Source organism: Sinorhizobium sp. GQ132 (assembly GCF_059758575.1).
In genome coordinates this window covers 107,241-121,410 of record NZ_JCAXDX010000012.1, presented here as the reverse complement: position 1 = coordinate 121,410, position 14,170 = coordinate 107,241, and the positions used below count along the sequence as shown (strand labels likewise).

Sequence of the window (14,170 nt, the reverse complement as noted above, 5' to 3'; positions counted from 1 at the left end):
CGTGCCTATCGCTTTGATCGACGGGGCGGTGAAGTTGATGTTCAAAAGCTTGCTCGAAAGGCATCCCGCGCTCTTCGACCGCCTCGGGGAGCACAGGGGGAAGCGCTATGCCTTTTGTCCGCTCGACGTGCCGCTCGTCTTTGTGGTGGAGCCGTCACGCGCGGCGGTGTCGGTAACGCGCAAGCCGGCCGATTGCGCTGCAGACGCTGTCGTGGAGGGCCCCCTATTCCTGCTACTGGCGCTTCTGGAAGGCCGCTGCGACGCAGACGCCCTGTTCTTCTCGCGGGCGCTCACCGTCGGCGGAGACATGGAGGCGATGCTGGCCCTCCGCAACGCACTCGACGGCTGCGAGATCGACCTGCCGCGCGACCTTGGCGCTTCCGCCGGGCCGCTCGGACCGCTGGTCAGCCGCACCGCGGCAGCAATCCGCCGCCGCACGCTTTCCGGGGAGAATGCCGCATGGAACTGATCTGCCCGGCGGGGACGCCCGCCGCTTTCCGCGAGGCCGTCGATGCCGGTGCTGAAGCCGTCTATTGCGGCTTCCGCGACGAGACCAATGCGCGGAATTTCCCCGGCCTCAACTTCTCGCGCGAGGAACTCGGCGAAGCCATCGCTTATGCCCATCGGAGAGGCGCTAAGACCTTCGTCGCGCTCAACACCTTCATGCGCGCCGGACATGAAGGCTTGTGGTACCAGGCAGCGGCGGACGCGGTCCGGCTCGGCGCAGACGCGCTCATCCTTGCGGACTTCGGCCTAATGGCCCATGTCGCGGAAACCTATCCCGAGCAGCGGCTGCACGTGTCGGTGCAGGCATCCGCGTCCAATCCGGATGCGGTGAATTTCCTGGTGGGGGCCTTCGGCGCAAAGCGGGTCGTGCTCCCGCGCACGCTGACGATCTCCGACATCGCGCGGCTCGCCCGCCAGATCCGCTGCGAGATCGAGGTCTTCGTCTTCGGCGGGCTCTGCGTTATGGCGGAAGGTCGCTGCTCGCTGTCATCCTACGCCACCGGCAAATCGCCCAACATGAACGGCGTGTGCTCCCCCGCAAGTCACGTGCGCTATCGGCAGGACCGGGGTGATCTCGTCTCCGAGCTTGGCGCCTACACCATCAACCGCTTTCCCCGTGACGAGGCGGCCGGCTATCCGACGCTCTGCAAGGGGAGGTTCGACATTGCGAATGCCCGCGGCTACGCCTTCGAGGATCCGGTCTCGCTCGACGTCATGGAACAGATCGACGCCCTCCGGGAGGCGGGCGTCAGTGCACTGAAGATCGAAGGGCGGCAGCGGGGCAAAGCCTATGTCGCCGAAGTCGTCGCAACCCTACGCAAGGCACTCGATGCTCGCCCGGAAGAGCGCCGTACGCTTCTGGCCCGCCTCAGGCTGTTGAGCGAGGGGCAGCGGACTACGTCCGGCGCCTACGAAAAACGCTGGAGGTAAACAGGCATGAATGCCGGCAAACCCACGCTGACGCTCGGTCCGGTCCTCTATCTCTGGGAGGGGGAAAAATGGCGGGACTTCTACTTTCGCATCGCAGACGAGGCTCCGGTGACCCACGTCGTCATCGGAGAGACCGTCTGCTCGAAGCGGCTGCACTTTACCGATCCCCATTTCCCGCCGGTGATCGAGCGGCTCCTGGCGGCGGGAAAACGCATCGTCTTTTCCACCCTCGCCCTCGTGACGCTCGAGCGCGAGAGCCAGTATGTGCGCAGTCTGGTTGCCGACAGCCCCTACCCCGTCGAGGCGAACGATCTCTCCGCTCTGGCCCTGCTTGAAGGCGAGCCGCACTGGATCGGGCCGCTTGTCAACGTCTACAACGCTGCGACGGCCCGTGTGCTTGCGAGGCGGGGCGCAAGGAGCATATGCCTGCCCCCCGAACTTCCGGCAAGTTCAATCGACGAGATCGTTTCGCAAACGCCCGGCGTCGCCTTCGAAATGCTCGCCTTCGGCCGCATGCCACTTGCAATTTCGGCCCGCTGCGCTCATGCCCGCGCCAAGGGGCACATCAAGGACAACTGCCAGTTCGTCTGCAAGGACGATCCTGACGGACTGGCCGTGAACACGCTCGACGGGCAGTCCTTTCTGGCGCTCAACGGCGTGCAGACGGTTTCCTTCACCTGTCAGGCGCTCCTAGCCGATCTGTCGGACCTCATCGGTTCCGGAGTGAGGCGCTTTCGCCTTTCGCCACAGGATTGCGACATGGTGGCGGTCGCCCGTCTCTACGACGAGGTCCTGCAGGGCAACGTGGATGCTGAAGACGGTCTCGTCCGGCTGCGGCAGATCTATCCCGCCGCCCCGTTCTCCAACGGGTTTCACCACGGACAGGAAGGCGCCGCCTGGGTCGCCCGCGCACGAAACATTGCACACGGAGCAAACGCATGAAAGCGAACGATTCCGCATTGGAAATCGCATCGACCTTCGCACAAGCAAACGAGGAGATCAGCCGCGCAGTCGGGCGCATGCGTGGCGCGGTCCTGAGCAGCGCCGTCGACTGTGAATGCCGCGACCGAGTGGACGGGGCGCTGCGCGACCTGGAAAAACTTGAACGGAACCGAATCGCGCAGCGCCTGCTGGCCGCTGCCGACGAGCAACGGCGAAGGATCGAGGCGCTGCTCGTGTTGCTTGCTGATTTCGACTCGAACGAACCCGCGGCGTTGGACGACGGCATGATTGTTGAAGCGGGCTTGCTCTTCGGCGACATCGCCGCGACCGCCGAGCTGGGTTCAAGTCTGTTGAGACAATCGCGCCAGCTTCGGTTTGCAAGCGACATGGTGAAGGAGATTTCCGAAAGCGCCAGTTGCGCGTCTGCCGGCATCGATGAGTAAAGCCACTCAGTATAATGAAGGGATGGACTGTATGAACGCCTTGAAGCGAACCCCGTGGCGAGAAGCGGCACTGGACATCGTCGTGTCTCAGACCATCGCTCTTGGAGAGATGAGTTCTCTATTCGAAGCGCTCCACGAGGAGCAAAAGCACGCGGGCGGTACAGATGGGCGTGTTCTTCGTGACACGTGCCGTCCTCTCCGTATCCGACCCTGACGGCCGGTAAGAAAATGAAGCCGCGATAGCCGACTGTTGGGAGCGCAAGCTTTGATAATTGGTCTGCTCTTTGGGGAACTCGTTGAATCCAATAAGTACGCTTTGCGCTCTCCCCAGTTACATACATGGCGTGAGAGTGAATTAGATTGACATCGAGGCCTTCCCAGGCACTCCCGCGCGAGTCATATCGCTGCCGTTTAGACCAAAAGTGAGACTACCCCCTGTCTACCGGATAGGTCGCCAGGGGGTAGTCTTTTCGACACCGCGGTCTGTAATCGAAAACTCAACCGTTCAGATCGAGAACGATACGGCCGTCTATCTTGCCTGCTTCCATTCGCTCGAAAATGGCGTTGATGTTCTCAATCTTGTCCCAGGAGAAGTGGGCCGCGACCTTGCCCTCGCCGGCAAATTCTAATGCCTCCTCGAGATCCTGGCGGGTGCCGACGATCGAACCGCGTACCGTGATACGCTTCAACACCGTGTCGAACACCGGCAGGCAGATCTGCCCGGGCGGCAGACCGACCAGCGCCATCGTACCTTTCGAACGCAGCATGCTGTAGGCCTGTTCCATGGCCTTCGGCGAGACTGCCGTGACCAGCGCGCCGTGCAGGCCGCCTGTTCGCCTCTGCACCTCTTTGACCACGTCGGGCGCCCGCGCGTCGACAACAAGATCGGCGCCGAGGTTCTCGGCAAGGGCGAGCTTGTCGGAGAATATGTCGGCTGCGGCGACATGCATGCCCATGGCCTTGGCGTACTGGACCGCCATGTGGCCGAGGCCGCCGATGCCGGAGACGAGAACCCATTCTCCGGGTCTGACCTCGGTCTCCTTTAAGCCTTTGTAGACTGTCACGCCGGCACAGAGCACCGGAGCCGCCGGTCCGAATTCCAACGTCCTGGGCAGCCGCCCAACGTAATCGGGATCAGCTAGGCCATATTGGGCAAAAGTGCCGTCGACCGAGTAGCCGGTATTCTGCTGGCTGCCGCAGAGCGTCTCCCAGCCGGTGCGGCACGGCGTGCAGCAGCCGCAGGCGGTGTGCAACCACGGCACGCCGACCCGGTCCCCTTCCTTCAGGTGTGTGACGCCGGCGCCGAGCTTGGCAACGTAGCCAACGCCCTCGTGACCGGGAATGAAAGGCGGATTGGGTCTCACCGGCCAGTCGCCCTTGGCGGCATGCAGGTCGGTGTGGCACACGCCCGTGGCCTCGTATTTGATCAGGACCTGTCCGGGTCCTGGCTGCGGAACCGGAACTTCCTCAATCACAAGCGGCTTGCCGAACTCTCGGACCACAGCGGCTGTCATCGTCATGTCGATATCCTCCAAAGCTCAATGTCGGCGCCGGCGAAGCCGGCAGTGCGCACCCCCTTCGAGCAGCGCTAACGAGCAAGAGCTTAGCGGCTGGGGACCAGCGTTCCTTGACGGGCATCAAAGAAGGGCATTTCCACGAGAAAGTTGTCTCAGAAGCGAGACCGTGGCCCGCACTAACCAGGGCGGCCGGCAACCCTGACTTGGATACGGTGGCAGAGGGACAGCACGGGCACATTCGCCCTAACGATTTTGGATGAACCTACTTTGCCAGCGGCGGGGTATCTGGAACGCTACGGCAGTAAGCAACAGGGCGGCAAGCGACGGCACCCATAGAGCGAGATCCCCTGCTTCTCGCACCAGGACCGCGCCCATGATGGCTCCTGCAAACATGCCAAGCCACGGCACGATTTGAATGATCCACTGCGTGTTGCGGACGCCCATCGCCCACCGCCCGAGTCCGCGGCCGAAGCGCGAGAGTGCCCCCGTGACGTACGTCAAACCAACCGGCAGACCTTCGATCTGCTCGACAGAGGCGTTGACCGCTCCCATGGCGAAAATGAGCAAAACGAAACCGAGTTCTGGTTGGCCTTCTTGCAACGCGGCGCATGCGAGGAGAACAGATACAAACAACAAGGCGGCTTGCGGTCTAAGCCGGATCGATACGATCACTCCCGCGGCGTTGCCGAGTACGAAGCTGACCAGCCCTCCTATGAGAAGCAACCCTTGAGCGGCATCGCCTTGGACGAGTGCGACGGACGCACGAGTCGTGTTGCCGCTCATGAAGGACACGAAGTCTCCGATGGACATGAGTCCTATGGCGTCGGTCATGCCCGCTAGGAACGATATTGCAGCGACAAGCGCCAAACCAACAGAACTCCGCCGCCGTTTTATGATCCGCCTCCGCCGCTGCACCGTCATTGGTTTCTTCCCAAATTGAAACGCAGGAACGAAAGCAAACTGCGCCCTCTGTGGCAAGCACTCCAACTCCGCTGAGACCACTTCCCAGAGAATACGGAGGAGGGGTGCTTCTCAAGGCGTGGATTGCGCAACCGGCTATCGGCTCGCACCTCACCAGCGCCCGCTTTAACATAACCCGGTGGCGAACGCGCAAGCATCGTTGCGATCAGCGAGTTGAGAACTCTTCGGCACGTGTGAAAAGGCAATCTACGGAATGCTTGGGGCGATGGGATTTGGTTTGGTGCCGGTTTCCGTTGGCGAAGGGTGCAACTTAGCCGTAAGCGTGGCGTGATGACCGCCTACCGGCACTGCCGCGGAGTGGGAATAGTGTCCACCAAGTGCTAAGTGGACACTATGGCGGTATTTGATGTCGGGAATGAGCGCGGCGGCGCGGGGTCAACAGCAACCTGCTTTTTGGATTTAAACCGGTCGTATCGCAAGAGACCGCTTTTCCACCGCTGGGAACTGTCTGCGCTACACGCTTCCTACAAAGGACTGCGCGAGGTACAGGCCAACGCCGCGGTGTTCGACATGAGCAGGAAGCCGGACGGCTAAAACAGACAGGGCGCTCGACCCTTGCGGGGAGCGCCCTGTCGGACCCGGACGACCGCGCGCGGCAGGTAAACTGCTCGGGCCAAGCGATCATCGAAACGGGTGCTAGGCGATAGATGATGTCCCACTCCCCGGTTTTCAAGGCTCATCGACACGCTCGAGTTCGAAGAAATAGATCCGCTCGTCGCCTCTGATCGTCATCGCCCCCATGATCCTCACCTCATCGATGCGCCGGAAAAAATCGATGATGGGCTGGTGGTCATAGACCATGGCTGCGCTCTCGACGCCACGAAACACCAAGCTCTTCAAGGAAGCCACTGGCCCTCTCGCCCGCAGTCGACGCTGAAGATGGGAAAACAGATTTCTCGCCACACGCGTCCTCCCGAGCTGATGGAAGCGCAGCGCCAGGCCAAGCGGTATCCAACTCGGTTCGAGGGCGACCAGCCGGCGTTCGCCCGAGCAAAACAGCAATGCGTCGGCGCGCATGTCCGGCGTGAACCGTTTGCCGAACCAGCCGAGATTTTCCAGCACGCCGTCGAACGGATGTCCTGCCGGTATGCCGCGTCCCCTCCAGAGGCCGACGAGTTCCCGCGGCTCGATCTGAGGTAGGCGTTGAAACTCCTCACAGACCGTCTGCTGTTCTCTCACCGGAAGAATTATCCTTCTGCTTCCGCTCCCTGACCCGACGCTTCGATCTGGCGTCCCGTCGGGCGATCCGCAACTCATCCAGCGTCGGCGTCCACCAGCCTCGATCGAGCTGGCTCTGGGTGGGCGGTGTTCGTGCGGGCCAGGCCGTCACCAGTTCCTCGAGTGCGCCCGCTCGCCAGGAGGCCCAGACATATTCTTCGCGCTCAGCCGCGGGAAAATAGAACATACTCACCGCCGCCGGGCCGGCCAGTTCACCGTCCGTGCCGGTGAAGAAGACGACGCCGACATGCGTGCCGATCGCGCGCTCGAGCGGCGGGGCATCATGGGCGGGAACCGGATAGCGCTTGCGCCGGCGCTCCCTTGCCTTCGCTTTGGACGTCTCGTCTGCCTCTGTACCCTTGAGCGCTTCGCGCCTTTTGCGGCGGGCTTCGGGCTCGCTGCGCATAGCGGCCCGTTCGATCGCCGGCCAGCGCCGCCGGAGTTCGTCAAACGAGCGGTAAGGTACAGTCCAGAGGCGCCGATCGGCGTCCCAGCGCGCGTGCGGGATTTCGCGTATTTCGTCGATGACGCTACGTGAATAGGGGGTCCGGATCTGAAAGGTTGCCGGCCCGGCCTCAAGGTAGCGGCTCTCGATCGGCTCGAAGGCGAAGGCGTCCCTGCCCTTCTCGTCCGCAAACCTGTCGGCCTCCGCCTCCATCTCGGCCAGCCAGCGGCTGATGCGCTTTTGGGCTGTGCGGCCCGGCACGAACCATGCGTTCAACCTGTCGCTCCAGCGGGCACGCGGGAACGCCTCCCGAAACTGTGCAATCGTTATTCGGTCATGAGGTAGGTCTGTCGTGGCGCCCACACGGGCGGGCGCGGGAGATTGGTCGTTCGTTTCTTCATCCATGGGGCATGGTCCGAGCCTGCCAATTTTGTCGCGATCATGCGGCCCGTCTGGATTTTCCGAGACGCTTGATCGCCTGTTCGAGCGGCCGTTCGCCGTCACAATAGTCCTGCCAGGCTGTGGTTTTCGCAAGCAGAGCCGGTACCGTGCGCACGGTATATCGCTTCGGGTTTAGGTTCGATTTCACCTGCGTCCAGTTGAGCGGCATCGAGACTGTCGCGCCCGGGCGAGCCCGCGGTGACAGCGGCGCCACGGCCGTCGCCATCCGATCGTTGCGGAGATAGTCGAGGAAGATCCTTCCGCCGCGAAGGCTCTTGGTCATCTTGATGAGATAGAGGCCGGGATTGTCGCGAGCCATTTCTTGGCAGACATCATGGGTGAAGCCCTTGGCCTCTGACCATGACAGAGGCTTGCGCTTATTGATGGCAAGCGGGGTGACGACATGCAGTCCCTTGCCGCCGGTGGTCTTGCAGAAGCTGCCGCCATCGCGGTCATTGCGCATACGGACCAGGACGAAGCTGCCGTGCAGCCGCTTGCCCTCGAGCGTGAACTTGAAGTCACCCTTCCTCAGGGCCTCTTCCGGCGACTTCCTGCCTTCCGGCTCCCAATAGCCGCGGTCCCACAGCATCACCGTGCCACCGCCATATTGACCTATGGGAATGGTGCCTTCGAAGTCGCCGTAGTCGAGCGGGTGATCTTCAACCTCGACGGCCAAGCGCTTGTCATGCGAATCGAGCGAGGGTCCTTTGGTCACCGCCCAGCTCTTGAACACGCCGTCGAGCTCGAGCCGCAGATCATAGTGAAGCCGTGTGGCGTCGTGCTTCTGGATCACGAATCGCCGGCGGTTCGACGGTTTGACCTGAGCCTGACCGCTCGGTTCGTTTGTCTTCTGAAAATCGCGCTTGGCACGATATTTTGAGAGATTGTCGGCCATGCTCAGCGGCTCGATACCCGGAGCGCGCCAGCGTCTGCGAAACTGCGCTCGACGGCAGTGGCTTGGCTGGATGCAATGTCCGCCGAGACCTCGATTCCGCCTGCGAGCGGCGCGTCACGACGAGCGCCCTCTTCATGCGAGGCGTCGCCACCCGACGGCGCCGCACCGGCGGTGTTGCGGTCGCCGGCCGCTCGGATGAAGATGTCGGCCCGGGATATTCCGTGCTGCTGAACCAGATGTTCGACAGCAAGGTCGGCGGCCTCTCGCGTTTCGAATGTCGCACTGATCGTCGTAGTCCTGTCGTCCGTCATCTGGCTCTCCCGTGTTGCTTTGACAGGATGACAACGCCGCCGGCGGCCGGTAGTTTCGATCGCGAGCTCGAGGCGCACGCTGAAATGGTTGTTATCGCGACGAAGCCTGCCATGTGCTCGCTTTGTTCGGCGTATTCCACATGCCGACGCAATCGCGATCGCTGAAGCCGCCATGAACGACATGAGCTCGATCCCAGTTCGAAAAAACGTCCATGTCGACATGGACGCGTTTTATGCGTCGGTCGAGCGGCGGGATAATCCGGCACTTCGAAATAAACCAATCGCCGTCGGCGGATCGGCGGCCTGCGGCGTGGTGGCGGCAAGCTATGAGGCTATGGTGTCCACTCGGCGATGCCGTCGGTGACCGCCAAGCAAAAATGCCCGGACCTGATCTTCGCGTCGCGCTTCGACGTCTATGAAGCGGTTTCGCAGCAGATCCGCGCGATCTTCGCCGAATATACTCCAATGATCGAGCCACTCTCGCTCGAGGGGCCTCGATCTGAAGCAGCAGACTTTCCCTTGCGGAAGGTGAAATAGGCGATGGCGAGGCCAACCACCGCGTAGATGGTCCAGGGGTGAAGCGCCCAGTGGAAGTAGGAATACTTCATCGCGACGGGGCTTTCGAGACTCCTCGGAGCGGCCTGCCCATGCGGCGGGCTGTCGAAATGATAGATGGGTTCGGCGACGCCCCAGAACATTAGGCCAATGCCGATGCCCATGCCGACGCTGAACATCATGCAGATCCACTAGGCGGTACGGAATTCCGGCCGCTCGTCATCTTGTCCGAGCCGGATCTTGCCGAAGCGGCTTACGGCCAGGAAGAGTGCGAAGATCAGGAAGCCGGCCGAAGAAACGACGAACCCCCAGCCGAAGCCGTCAATGATGCTGTTGAGAACCACCTTGCAGATAGAGGACAGGCTTTCAAGAAACACCGTCCCCCAGCCGACGAATCCCAGGATGATGAACATGGCCGGCCAGAATACGGCCGGATCGATCCGACTAGGTCGTGATTGCTGCATTTTTTCCTCCTCCTAGTTAGTCCCTCGGCGGCCGGTGCTACCGCGCGGCCCACCCTCATGCGACCCTATCCGGCGGATCGCGTCCGTCGACAAAGGCGTGCTATTCTCGACCACCTTCATCCCCATCGCCGTCCGCGTCTGTTTTGTCGCGCTCCCGACGGGCTTTCCCAATCAGGCAGCCTTGCCCATGGCGGACAGCACGTCCGCCACTGTGTCGCCGAAGGACGACGGGGTCGGAACGATCGCGACACCCGCACTCTTCAGGATTTCGACCTTTTCCTGCGCCGATTCGCCGAAGGCGGAGATGATCGCGCCAGCATGGCCCATGCGGCGGCCCTTCGGCGCCGAAAGGCCTGCGATATAGGCGATCAGCGGCTTCTTCATGTGGTCGCGCGCCCATAGTGCGGCTTCAGCCTCCTGCGGGCCGCCGATTTCGCCGATCATCAAGACCGCATCGGTGTTTGGATCTTGCTCGAAGAGCTCCAGCATGTCCTTGAAGGACGAGCCGTTGACTGGGTCGCCGCCGATACCAACCGAGGTCGACACGCCGATGCCGAGTGCCTTCATTTGGCTTGCGGCCTCATAGCCGAGCGTGCCCGAGCGGCCGACGATGCCGATGCGGCCGGACAGATAGATCGATCCGGGCATAATCCCCATCAGCGCCTCGCCGGGCGTGATCATGCCGGCGCAATTCGGCCCGATCAGCGTCATGCGGTCCTCATAGCGGTAGCGCCGCATGTAGCGCTTGACCCTGATCATGTCCTGGGACGGGATCCCGTCTGTGATGCAGACGCAGAGCCGGATGCCGGCGTCGGCCGCTTCCATGATCGAGTCGGCCGCAAAGGGCGGCGGAACGAAGACGATTGAGGCATCCGCGCCGGTTTCCTGCACGGCGCCCTTCACCGTGTTGAAGACCGGCATGCCGAGATGGGTCTGGCCACCCTTGCCCGGGGTGACGCCGCCGACCACGTTGGTGCCGTAGCGCTTCATATCTTCGGCGTGGAAGCTGCCGATCTTGCCGGTGAAGCCCTGGACGATGACGCGGGTATTCTTGTCGAGCAGAATGGACATGTCTGGGCTCCTCAAGCAGCCTTGCCGGCAGTGAACGAACGCCATGCGGCGACTGCCTTGTCGGCAGCTTCGGCCAGCGTTTCCGCGACGATGATGTTTTCGCCGGCTTCGGCGAGGATGCGCCGGCCCTCTTCCATGTTGGTGCCGGAGAGGCGGACGACGAGTGGAACCGGCACGCCGACTTCGCGCAAAGCCTTGATCACGCCTTCGGCCACCCAGTCGCAGCGGTTGATGCCGGCGAAGATGTTGACGAGGACCGTCTCGACTTGTCTGTCGTTCAACACGGCGCGGAAGGATTTCGCCACGCGATCAGGCGAGGCGCCGCCGCCGATGTCGAGAAAATTCGCGGGCTCGCCGCCGGCGATCTTGATCATGTCCATGGTCGCCATCGCCAGGCCCGCACCGTTGATGATGCAGCCGATATTGCCGTCGAGACCGACATAGGAAAGCCCACGGTCGGACGCGTAGGTTTCGCGCGGATCCTCTTGGCTCTTGTCGCGCATCTCGGAGATATGCGGCCGGCGAAAGAGCGCGTTCTCGTCGAAGCTCATTTTCGCGTCGAGCGCCACGAGGTCACCCCGACGGGTCACGACCAGCGGATTGATCTCCAGCATCGAGGCGTCATAGTCAACGAAGGCGCGATAGCAGCCGAGCAGGGTCTGCGTGGCGCGGCCGATCAGGGCATTGTCGATGCCGAGCCCGAATGCGATCTCGCGGGCCTGGAAGTCCTGCATGCCGACACCGGGATCGACGGTCGCGCGGATGATCGAGTCCGGCTCGGCCTCGGCGATCTCCTCGATCTCCATGCCGCCCGAAGACGAGGCGACGATCATGATGCGCTCGGATTTTCGGTCGAGCACGAAGCCTATATAGATCTCGCGTGCGATATCCATCGCCTCCTCGACATAGAGGCGGCTGACCAGTTTTCCCTGCGGGCCGGTCTGGTGCGTCACAAGCGTGCGGCCGAGCATGGAATCGGCGGCCTCGACGATCTCGTGGTCGGACGAGCAGAGCTTGACACCGCCCGCCTTGCCGCGCGCACCGGAGTGGACCTGCGCCTTCACCACCCATCGGTCACCGCCGATCTCCCTGGCACGATAAGCCGCCTGCTCGGGACTATAGGCAAGACCGCCGCGCGGGATATGGATCTGATAGCGGGCGAGAAGTTCCTTGGCCTGATATTCGTGAATGTCCATCTCTGTCTCCCTCAGCGGCTGGCGATGATTGCTTCGTGGGTGGCGAGCACGTTGCGGGCCATGCGCTCGGATGCCGCGTCGATCATTTTGCCCTCGAGCGATGCGGCACCCTTGCCTTGGCTCTCGGCGAGCTTCAGCGCCTCAATGATGCGGCGGGCGCGGTCGACCTCGTTTTCCGGTGGAGAGAAGATATCGTTGGCGAGTGCGATCTGGCTCGGATGGATCGCCCACTTGCCTTCGATGCCGAGGGCTGCGGCACGGCGCGCAGCCGCCTTGTAGCCGTCGGGATCGGAGAAATCTCCGAAGGGGCCATCGATGGCGCGCAAACCATAGGCTCGGCAGGCGACCGTCATGCGCGAAAGGCCGAAATGCCACTGGTCGCCGGGATAATCCGGGTTGAGCCCGCCGATATTAACCGTACGGGCCTTCAGGCTCGCGGCGTAGTCGGCGACACCGAAATGCAGCGCTTCGAGGCGTCCGCCGAACGAGGCGATGGCCTCGACATTGGCCATGCCGAGCGCCGTTTCGATCAGCGCCTCGAGCCCGACGCGGGTCTTGTAGCCCTTGGCGATCTCGATCTGGTTGACCATCGCCTCGACCATGTAGAGGTCGGCCGGTACGCCGACCTTCGGCACGAGCAGCGTGTCGATCCGGTCGCCCGCCTGCTCCATGAGGTCGACGACGTCACGATACATATAATGCGTGTCCAGCCCGTTGATGCGTACCGAAATGGTCTTGCCGCGGCCGCGCCAGTCGATCTCGTTCAGCGCTGCGATGATATTGGCGCGGGCCCGCTCCTTGTCCGGCGGCGCCACCGCATCCTCGATGTCGAGGAAGATGTAGTCGGCGTCGGAATTGACGGCCTTCCCGATCATTTCAGGGTTCGAGCCCGGTACTGCGAGTTCGCTGCGCTGCAGCCGCAGGCGGCGGAGATGGTTTATCGTATGGCTCATGATTTCCTCTGCTTCCCGGTTTTCAGGCTGCCTTGGCTGACGACGCGGCGGCGGCAGAACGGAATTGGCTGATCGCCGCACCCACGCCCGCGCCCGCTTCGATCTTCAGGCCGCAATCGAGCAGCGTCAGTTCGGCGGCGGAAAGCGCGCCCAAGACCATGACCTCGTTCAGCGAGCCGAGATGGCCAATGCGGAAGACCTTGCCGGCTACCTTGCTGAGCCCACTGCCAAGCGAGGTGTTGTAGGCTTGGTAGGCGTGGCGGATGACCTCAACCCCATCGATGCCCTCCGGCAGACGGATCGCCGAGACGGTGTCGGAATGCCACTTCGGTTCGGTCGCGCAGAGCTTGAGCCCCCAGGCGGAGACCGCAGCGCGGACGCCGTTGGCGAGGTGATGATGACGGACGAAGATAGTCTCCAGGCCTTCTTCGAAAATCAGGTCCAGCGCGGCCCTGAGGCCGCGCAGCAGCTGCGTCGGCGGCGTGTAGGGGAAGTAGCCGGTGTCGTTGGTCTTGATCATGTCCTCGAAGGAGAAGTAGCAGCGCATGTGGCGCGCGGTCTTGGCCGCCTCGAGCGCCTTCTGGCTGACAGACAGGAAGCCGAGGCCGGCGGGCATCATGAAGCCCTTCTGCGAACCGGAGACAGCACAGTCGACGCCCCATTCGTCCTGGCGGAAATCGATCGAGCCGATCGAGGAGACGCCATCGACGAAGAGCAGTGCCGGATGGCCGCAGGCGTCGAGCGCGGCGCGCACCGCGGCGACATCCGAGGTGACGCCGGTCGCGGTTTCGTTATGCGTTACGAAGACGGCCTTGATCCGGTGCGCCTTGTCGGCGGCGAGCCGCTCGGCATAGAGCTCGACCGGCACGCCTGTTCCCCACTCCCGGTCGAGGCAATCGACCTCGAAACCGAGGCGTTCGGCCATGTCGACCCAGAGATGCGAGAACTGGCCGAAGCGGCTCATCAGTACCCTGTCGCCGGGGGAGAGCACATTGGTCATTGCCGCTTCCCAGGCGCCGGTGCCGGACGACGGATAGATGAAAACGCGACCGGTCTGGTTCTTGAAGACCTTCTTGATGTCGGCAAAGAGCGGCAGCGTGAGCTCCGGAAAGCCTGGAGAGCGCATGTCCTCCATCGGCAGGTTCATCGCCTGGCGAACCTGCTCGGGAATGTTGGTGGGGCCCGGAATGAAGAGATGATTGTAGCCTGACATCGTTCCTCCAATGGCTGCGTCCGCGGACGGCGTTTCCTCGGCACCAAAGCTGCCTTTCGGGGCATGCCCGCACAACACTCGCTCAGGC

15 protein-coding genes and 2 pseudogenes are annotated in these 14,170 nt (G+C 62.7%); 6 read left to right on the top strand and 11 right to left on the bottom strand.

The features are described 5' to 3' along the window. Nucleotide 1: 1 nt before the first annotated feature. The 4 genes from ubiT to AC6CIG_RS24755 are packed head-to-tail and all read left to right on the top strand — an operon-like array spanning nucleotide 2 to nucleotide 2,822. Complete coding sequence (gene ubiT / locus AC6CIG_RS24770) at nucleotides 2-469, top strand: ubiquinone anaerobic biosynthesis accessory factor UbiT (RefSeq protein ID WP_498324056.1); 468 nt, start codon at nucleotides 2-4, stop codon at nucleotides 467-469. Beyond that, a complete protein-coding gene (gene ubiU / locus AC6CIG_RS24765; RefSeq protein WP_127712391.1) occupies nucleotides 460-1,437 on the top strand; it encodes a ubiquinone anaerobic biosynthesis protein UbiU in 978 nt (325 codons plus the stop codon). Before ubiT ends, ubiU begins: the two co-directional genes overlap by 10 nt. 6 nt (nucleotides 1,438-1,443) lie before the next feature. Beyond that, nucleotides 1,444-2,379 (top strand): ubiquinone anaerobic biosynthesis protein UbiV, encoded by a 936-nt coding sequence (gene ubiV / locus AC6CIG_RS24760; RefSeq protein ID WP_102763150.1) that lies wholly within the window; start codon nucleotides 1,444-1,446, stop codon nucleotides 2,377-2,379. After that, nucleotides 2,376-2,822, top strand: a complete 447-nt coding sequence (locus AC6CIG_RS24755; RefSeq protein WP_102763151.1) for a hypothetical protein — start codon at nucleotides 2,376-2,378, stop codon at nucleotides 2,820-2,822. Before ubiV ends, AC6CIG_RS24755 begins: the two co-directional genes overlap by 4 nt. A 497-nt stretch (nucleotides 2,823-3,319) precedes the next feature. Here AC6CIG_RS24755 and adhP read toward each other — a convergent pair whose 3' ends face one another. Both adhP and AC6CIG_RS24745 read right to left on the bottom strand, forming a co-directional pair. Beyond that, nucleotides 3,320-4,342 carry an alcohol dehydrogenase AdhP gene (adhP, locus tag AC6CIG_RS24750; protein WP_102763152.1) on the bottom strand — a complete coding sequence of 341 codons (1,023 nt, stop codon included), beginning with the start codon at nucleotides 4,340-4,342 and terminating at the stop codon, nucleotides 3,320-3,322. Nucleotides 4,343-4,582: 240 nt separating this feature from the next. Continuing rightward, nucleotides 4,583-5,260: a YoaK family protein gene (locus AC6CIG_RS24745; RefSeq protein ID WP_498324055.1), complete on the bottom strand. Its 678-nt coding sequence runs from the start codon at nucleotides 5,258-5,260 to the stop codon at nucleotides 4,583-4,585. A gap of 393 nt (nucleotides 5,261-5,653) precedes the next feature. Here AC6CIG_RS24745 and AC6CIG_RS24740 point away from each other — a divergent pair, with 393 nt between their 5' ends. Next, nucleotides 5,654-5,854: a hypothetical protein gene (locus AC6CIG_RS24740; protein ID WP_127712390.1), complete on the top strand. Its 201-nt coding sequence runs from the start codon at nucleotides 5,654-5,656 to the stop codon at nucleotides 5,852-5,854. A 135-nt stretch (nucleotides 5,855-5,989) separates the two neighbouring features. Here AC6CIG_RS24740 and AC6CIG_RS24735 read toward each other — a convergent pair whose 3' ends face one another. From AC6CIG_RS24735 to AC6CIG_RS24720, 4 genes are read right to left on the bottom strand one after another with little or no spacing between them, the layout of a single operon-like run. Further along, on the bottom strand, nucleotides 5,990-6,508 hold the full coding sequence (locus tag AC6CIG_RS24735) for a DUF4334 domain-containing protein (protein WP_102763175.1): 519 nt from the start codon (nucleotides 6,506-6,508) through the stop codon (nucleotides 5,990-5,992). Further along, nucleotides 6,474-7,388, bottom strand: coding sequence for a hypothetical protein (locus tag AC6CIG_RS24730; protein WP_102763176.1), 915 nt, complete (start codon nucleotides 7,386-7,388; stop codon nucleotides 6,474-6,476). The genes AC6CIG_RS24735 and AC6CIG_RS24730 overlap by 35 nt, the downstream gene beginning before the upstream one ends. 34 nt (nucleotides 7,389-7,422) lie before the next feature. Beyond that, nucleotides 7,423-8,319: a non-homologous end-joining DNA ligase LigD gene (gene ligD, locus AC6CIG_RS24725; RefSeq protein ID WP_498324054.1), complete on the bottom strand. Its 897-nt coding sequence runs from the start codon at nucleotides 8,317-8,319 to the stop codon at nucleotides 7,423-7,425. 2 nt (nucleotides 8,320-8,321) lie between these two features. After that, nucleotides 8,322-8,630, bottom strand: a complete 309-nt coding sequence (locus AC6CIG_RS24720; RefSeq protein WP_102764896.1) for a hypothetical protein — start codon at nucleotides 8,628-8,630, stop codon at nucleotides 8,322-8,324. 172 nt (nucleotides 8,631-8,802) lie between these two features. Here AC6CIG_RS24720 and AC6CIG_RS24715 point away from each other — a divergent pair. Then, nucleotides 8,803-9,119: pseudogene (locus AC6CIG_RS24715) on the top strand (Y-family DNA polymerase); the annotation flags it as partial. Between the two features lie 23 nt (nucleotides 9,120-9,142). Here AC6CIG_RS24715 and AC6CIG_RS24710 read toward each other — a convergent pair. The 5 genes and pseudogenes from AC6CIG_RS24710 to AC6CIG_RS24690 form a co-directional block, all read right to left on the bottom strand. Next, a pseudogene (locus AC6CIG_RS24710) lies at nucleotides 9,143-9,649 on the bottom strand (BCCT family transporter); the annotation flags it as partial. Nucleotides 9,650-9,820: 171 nt separating this feature from the next. Further along, nucleotides 9,821-10,720 carry a succinate--CoA ligase subunit alpha gene (gene sucD, locus AC6CIG_RS24705; RefSeq protein WP_102763156.1) on the bottom strand — a complete coding sequence of 300 codons (900 nt, stop codon included), beginning with the start codon at nucleotides 10,718-10,720 and terminating at the stop codon, nucleotides 9,821-9,823. 11 nt (nucleotides 10,721-10,731) lie between these two features. After that, the gene (locus AC6CIG_RS24700) at nucleotides 10,732-11,916 is read right to left on the bottom strand and encodes a malate--CoA ligase subunit beta (protein WP_498324053.1); all 1,185 of its coding nucleotides are present in this window, start codon (nucleotides 11,914-11,916) and stop codon (nucleotides 10,732-10,734) included. Between the two features lie 11 nt (nucleotides 11,917-11,927). Then, on the bottom strand, nucleotides 11,928-12,869 hold the full coding sequence (locus AC6CIG_RS24695) for an HpcH/HpaI aldolase/citrate lyase family protein (protein ID WP_127712387.1): 942 nt from the start codon (nucleotides 12,867-12,869) through the stop codon (nucleotides 11,928-11,930). A 22-nt stretch (nucleotides 12,870-12,891) separates the two neighbouring features. Continuing rightward, a complete protein-coding gene (locus tag AC6CIG_RS24690; protein WP_498324052.1) occupies nucleotides 12,892-14,082 on the bottom strand; it encodes an aminotransferase class V-fold PLP-dependent enzyme in 1,191 nt (396 codons plus the stop codon). Between the last annotated feature and the right edge of the window lie 88 nt (nucleotides 14,083-14,170).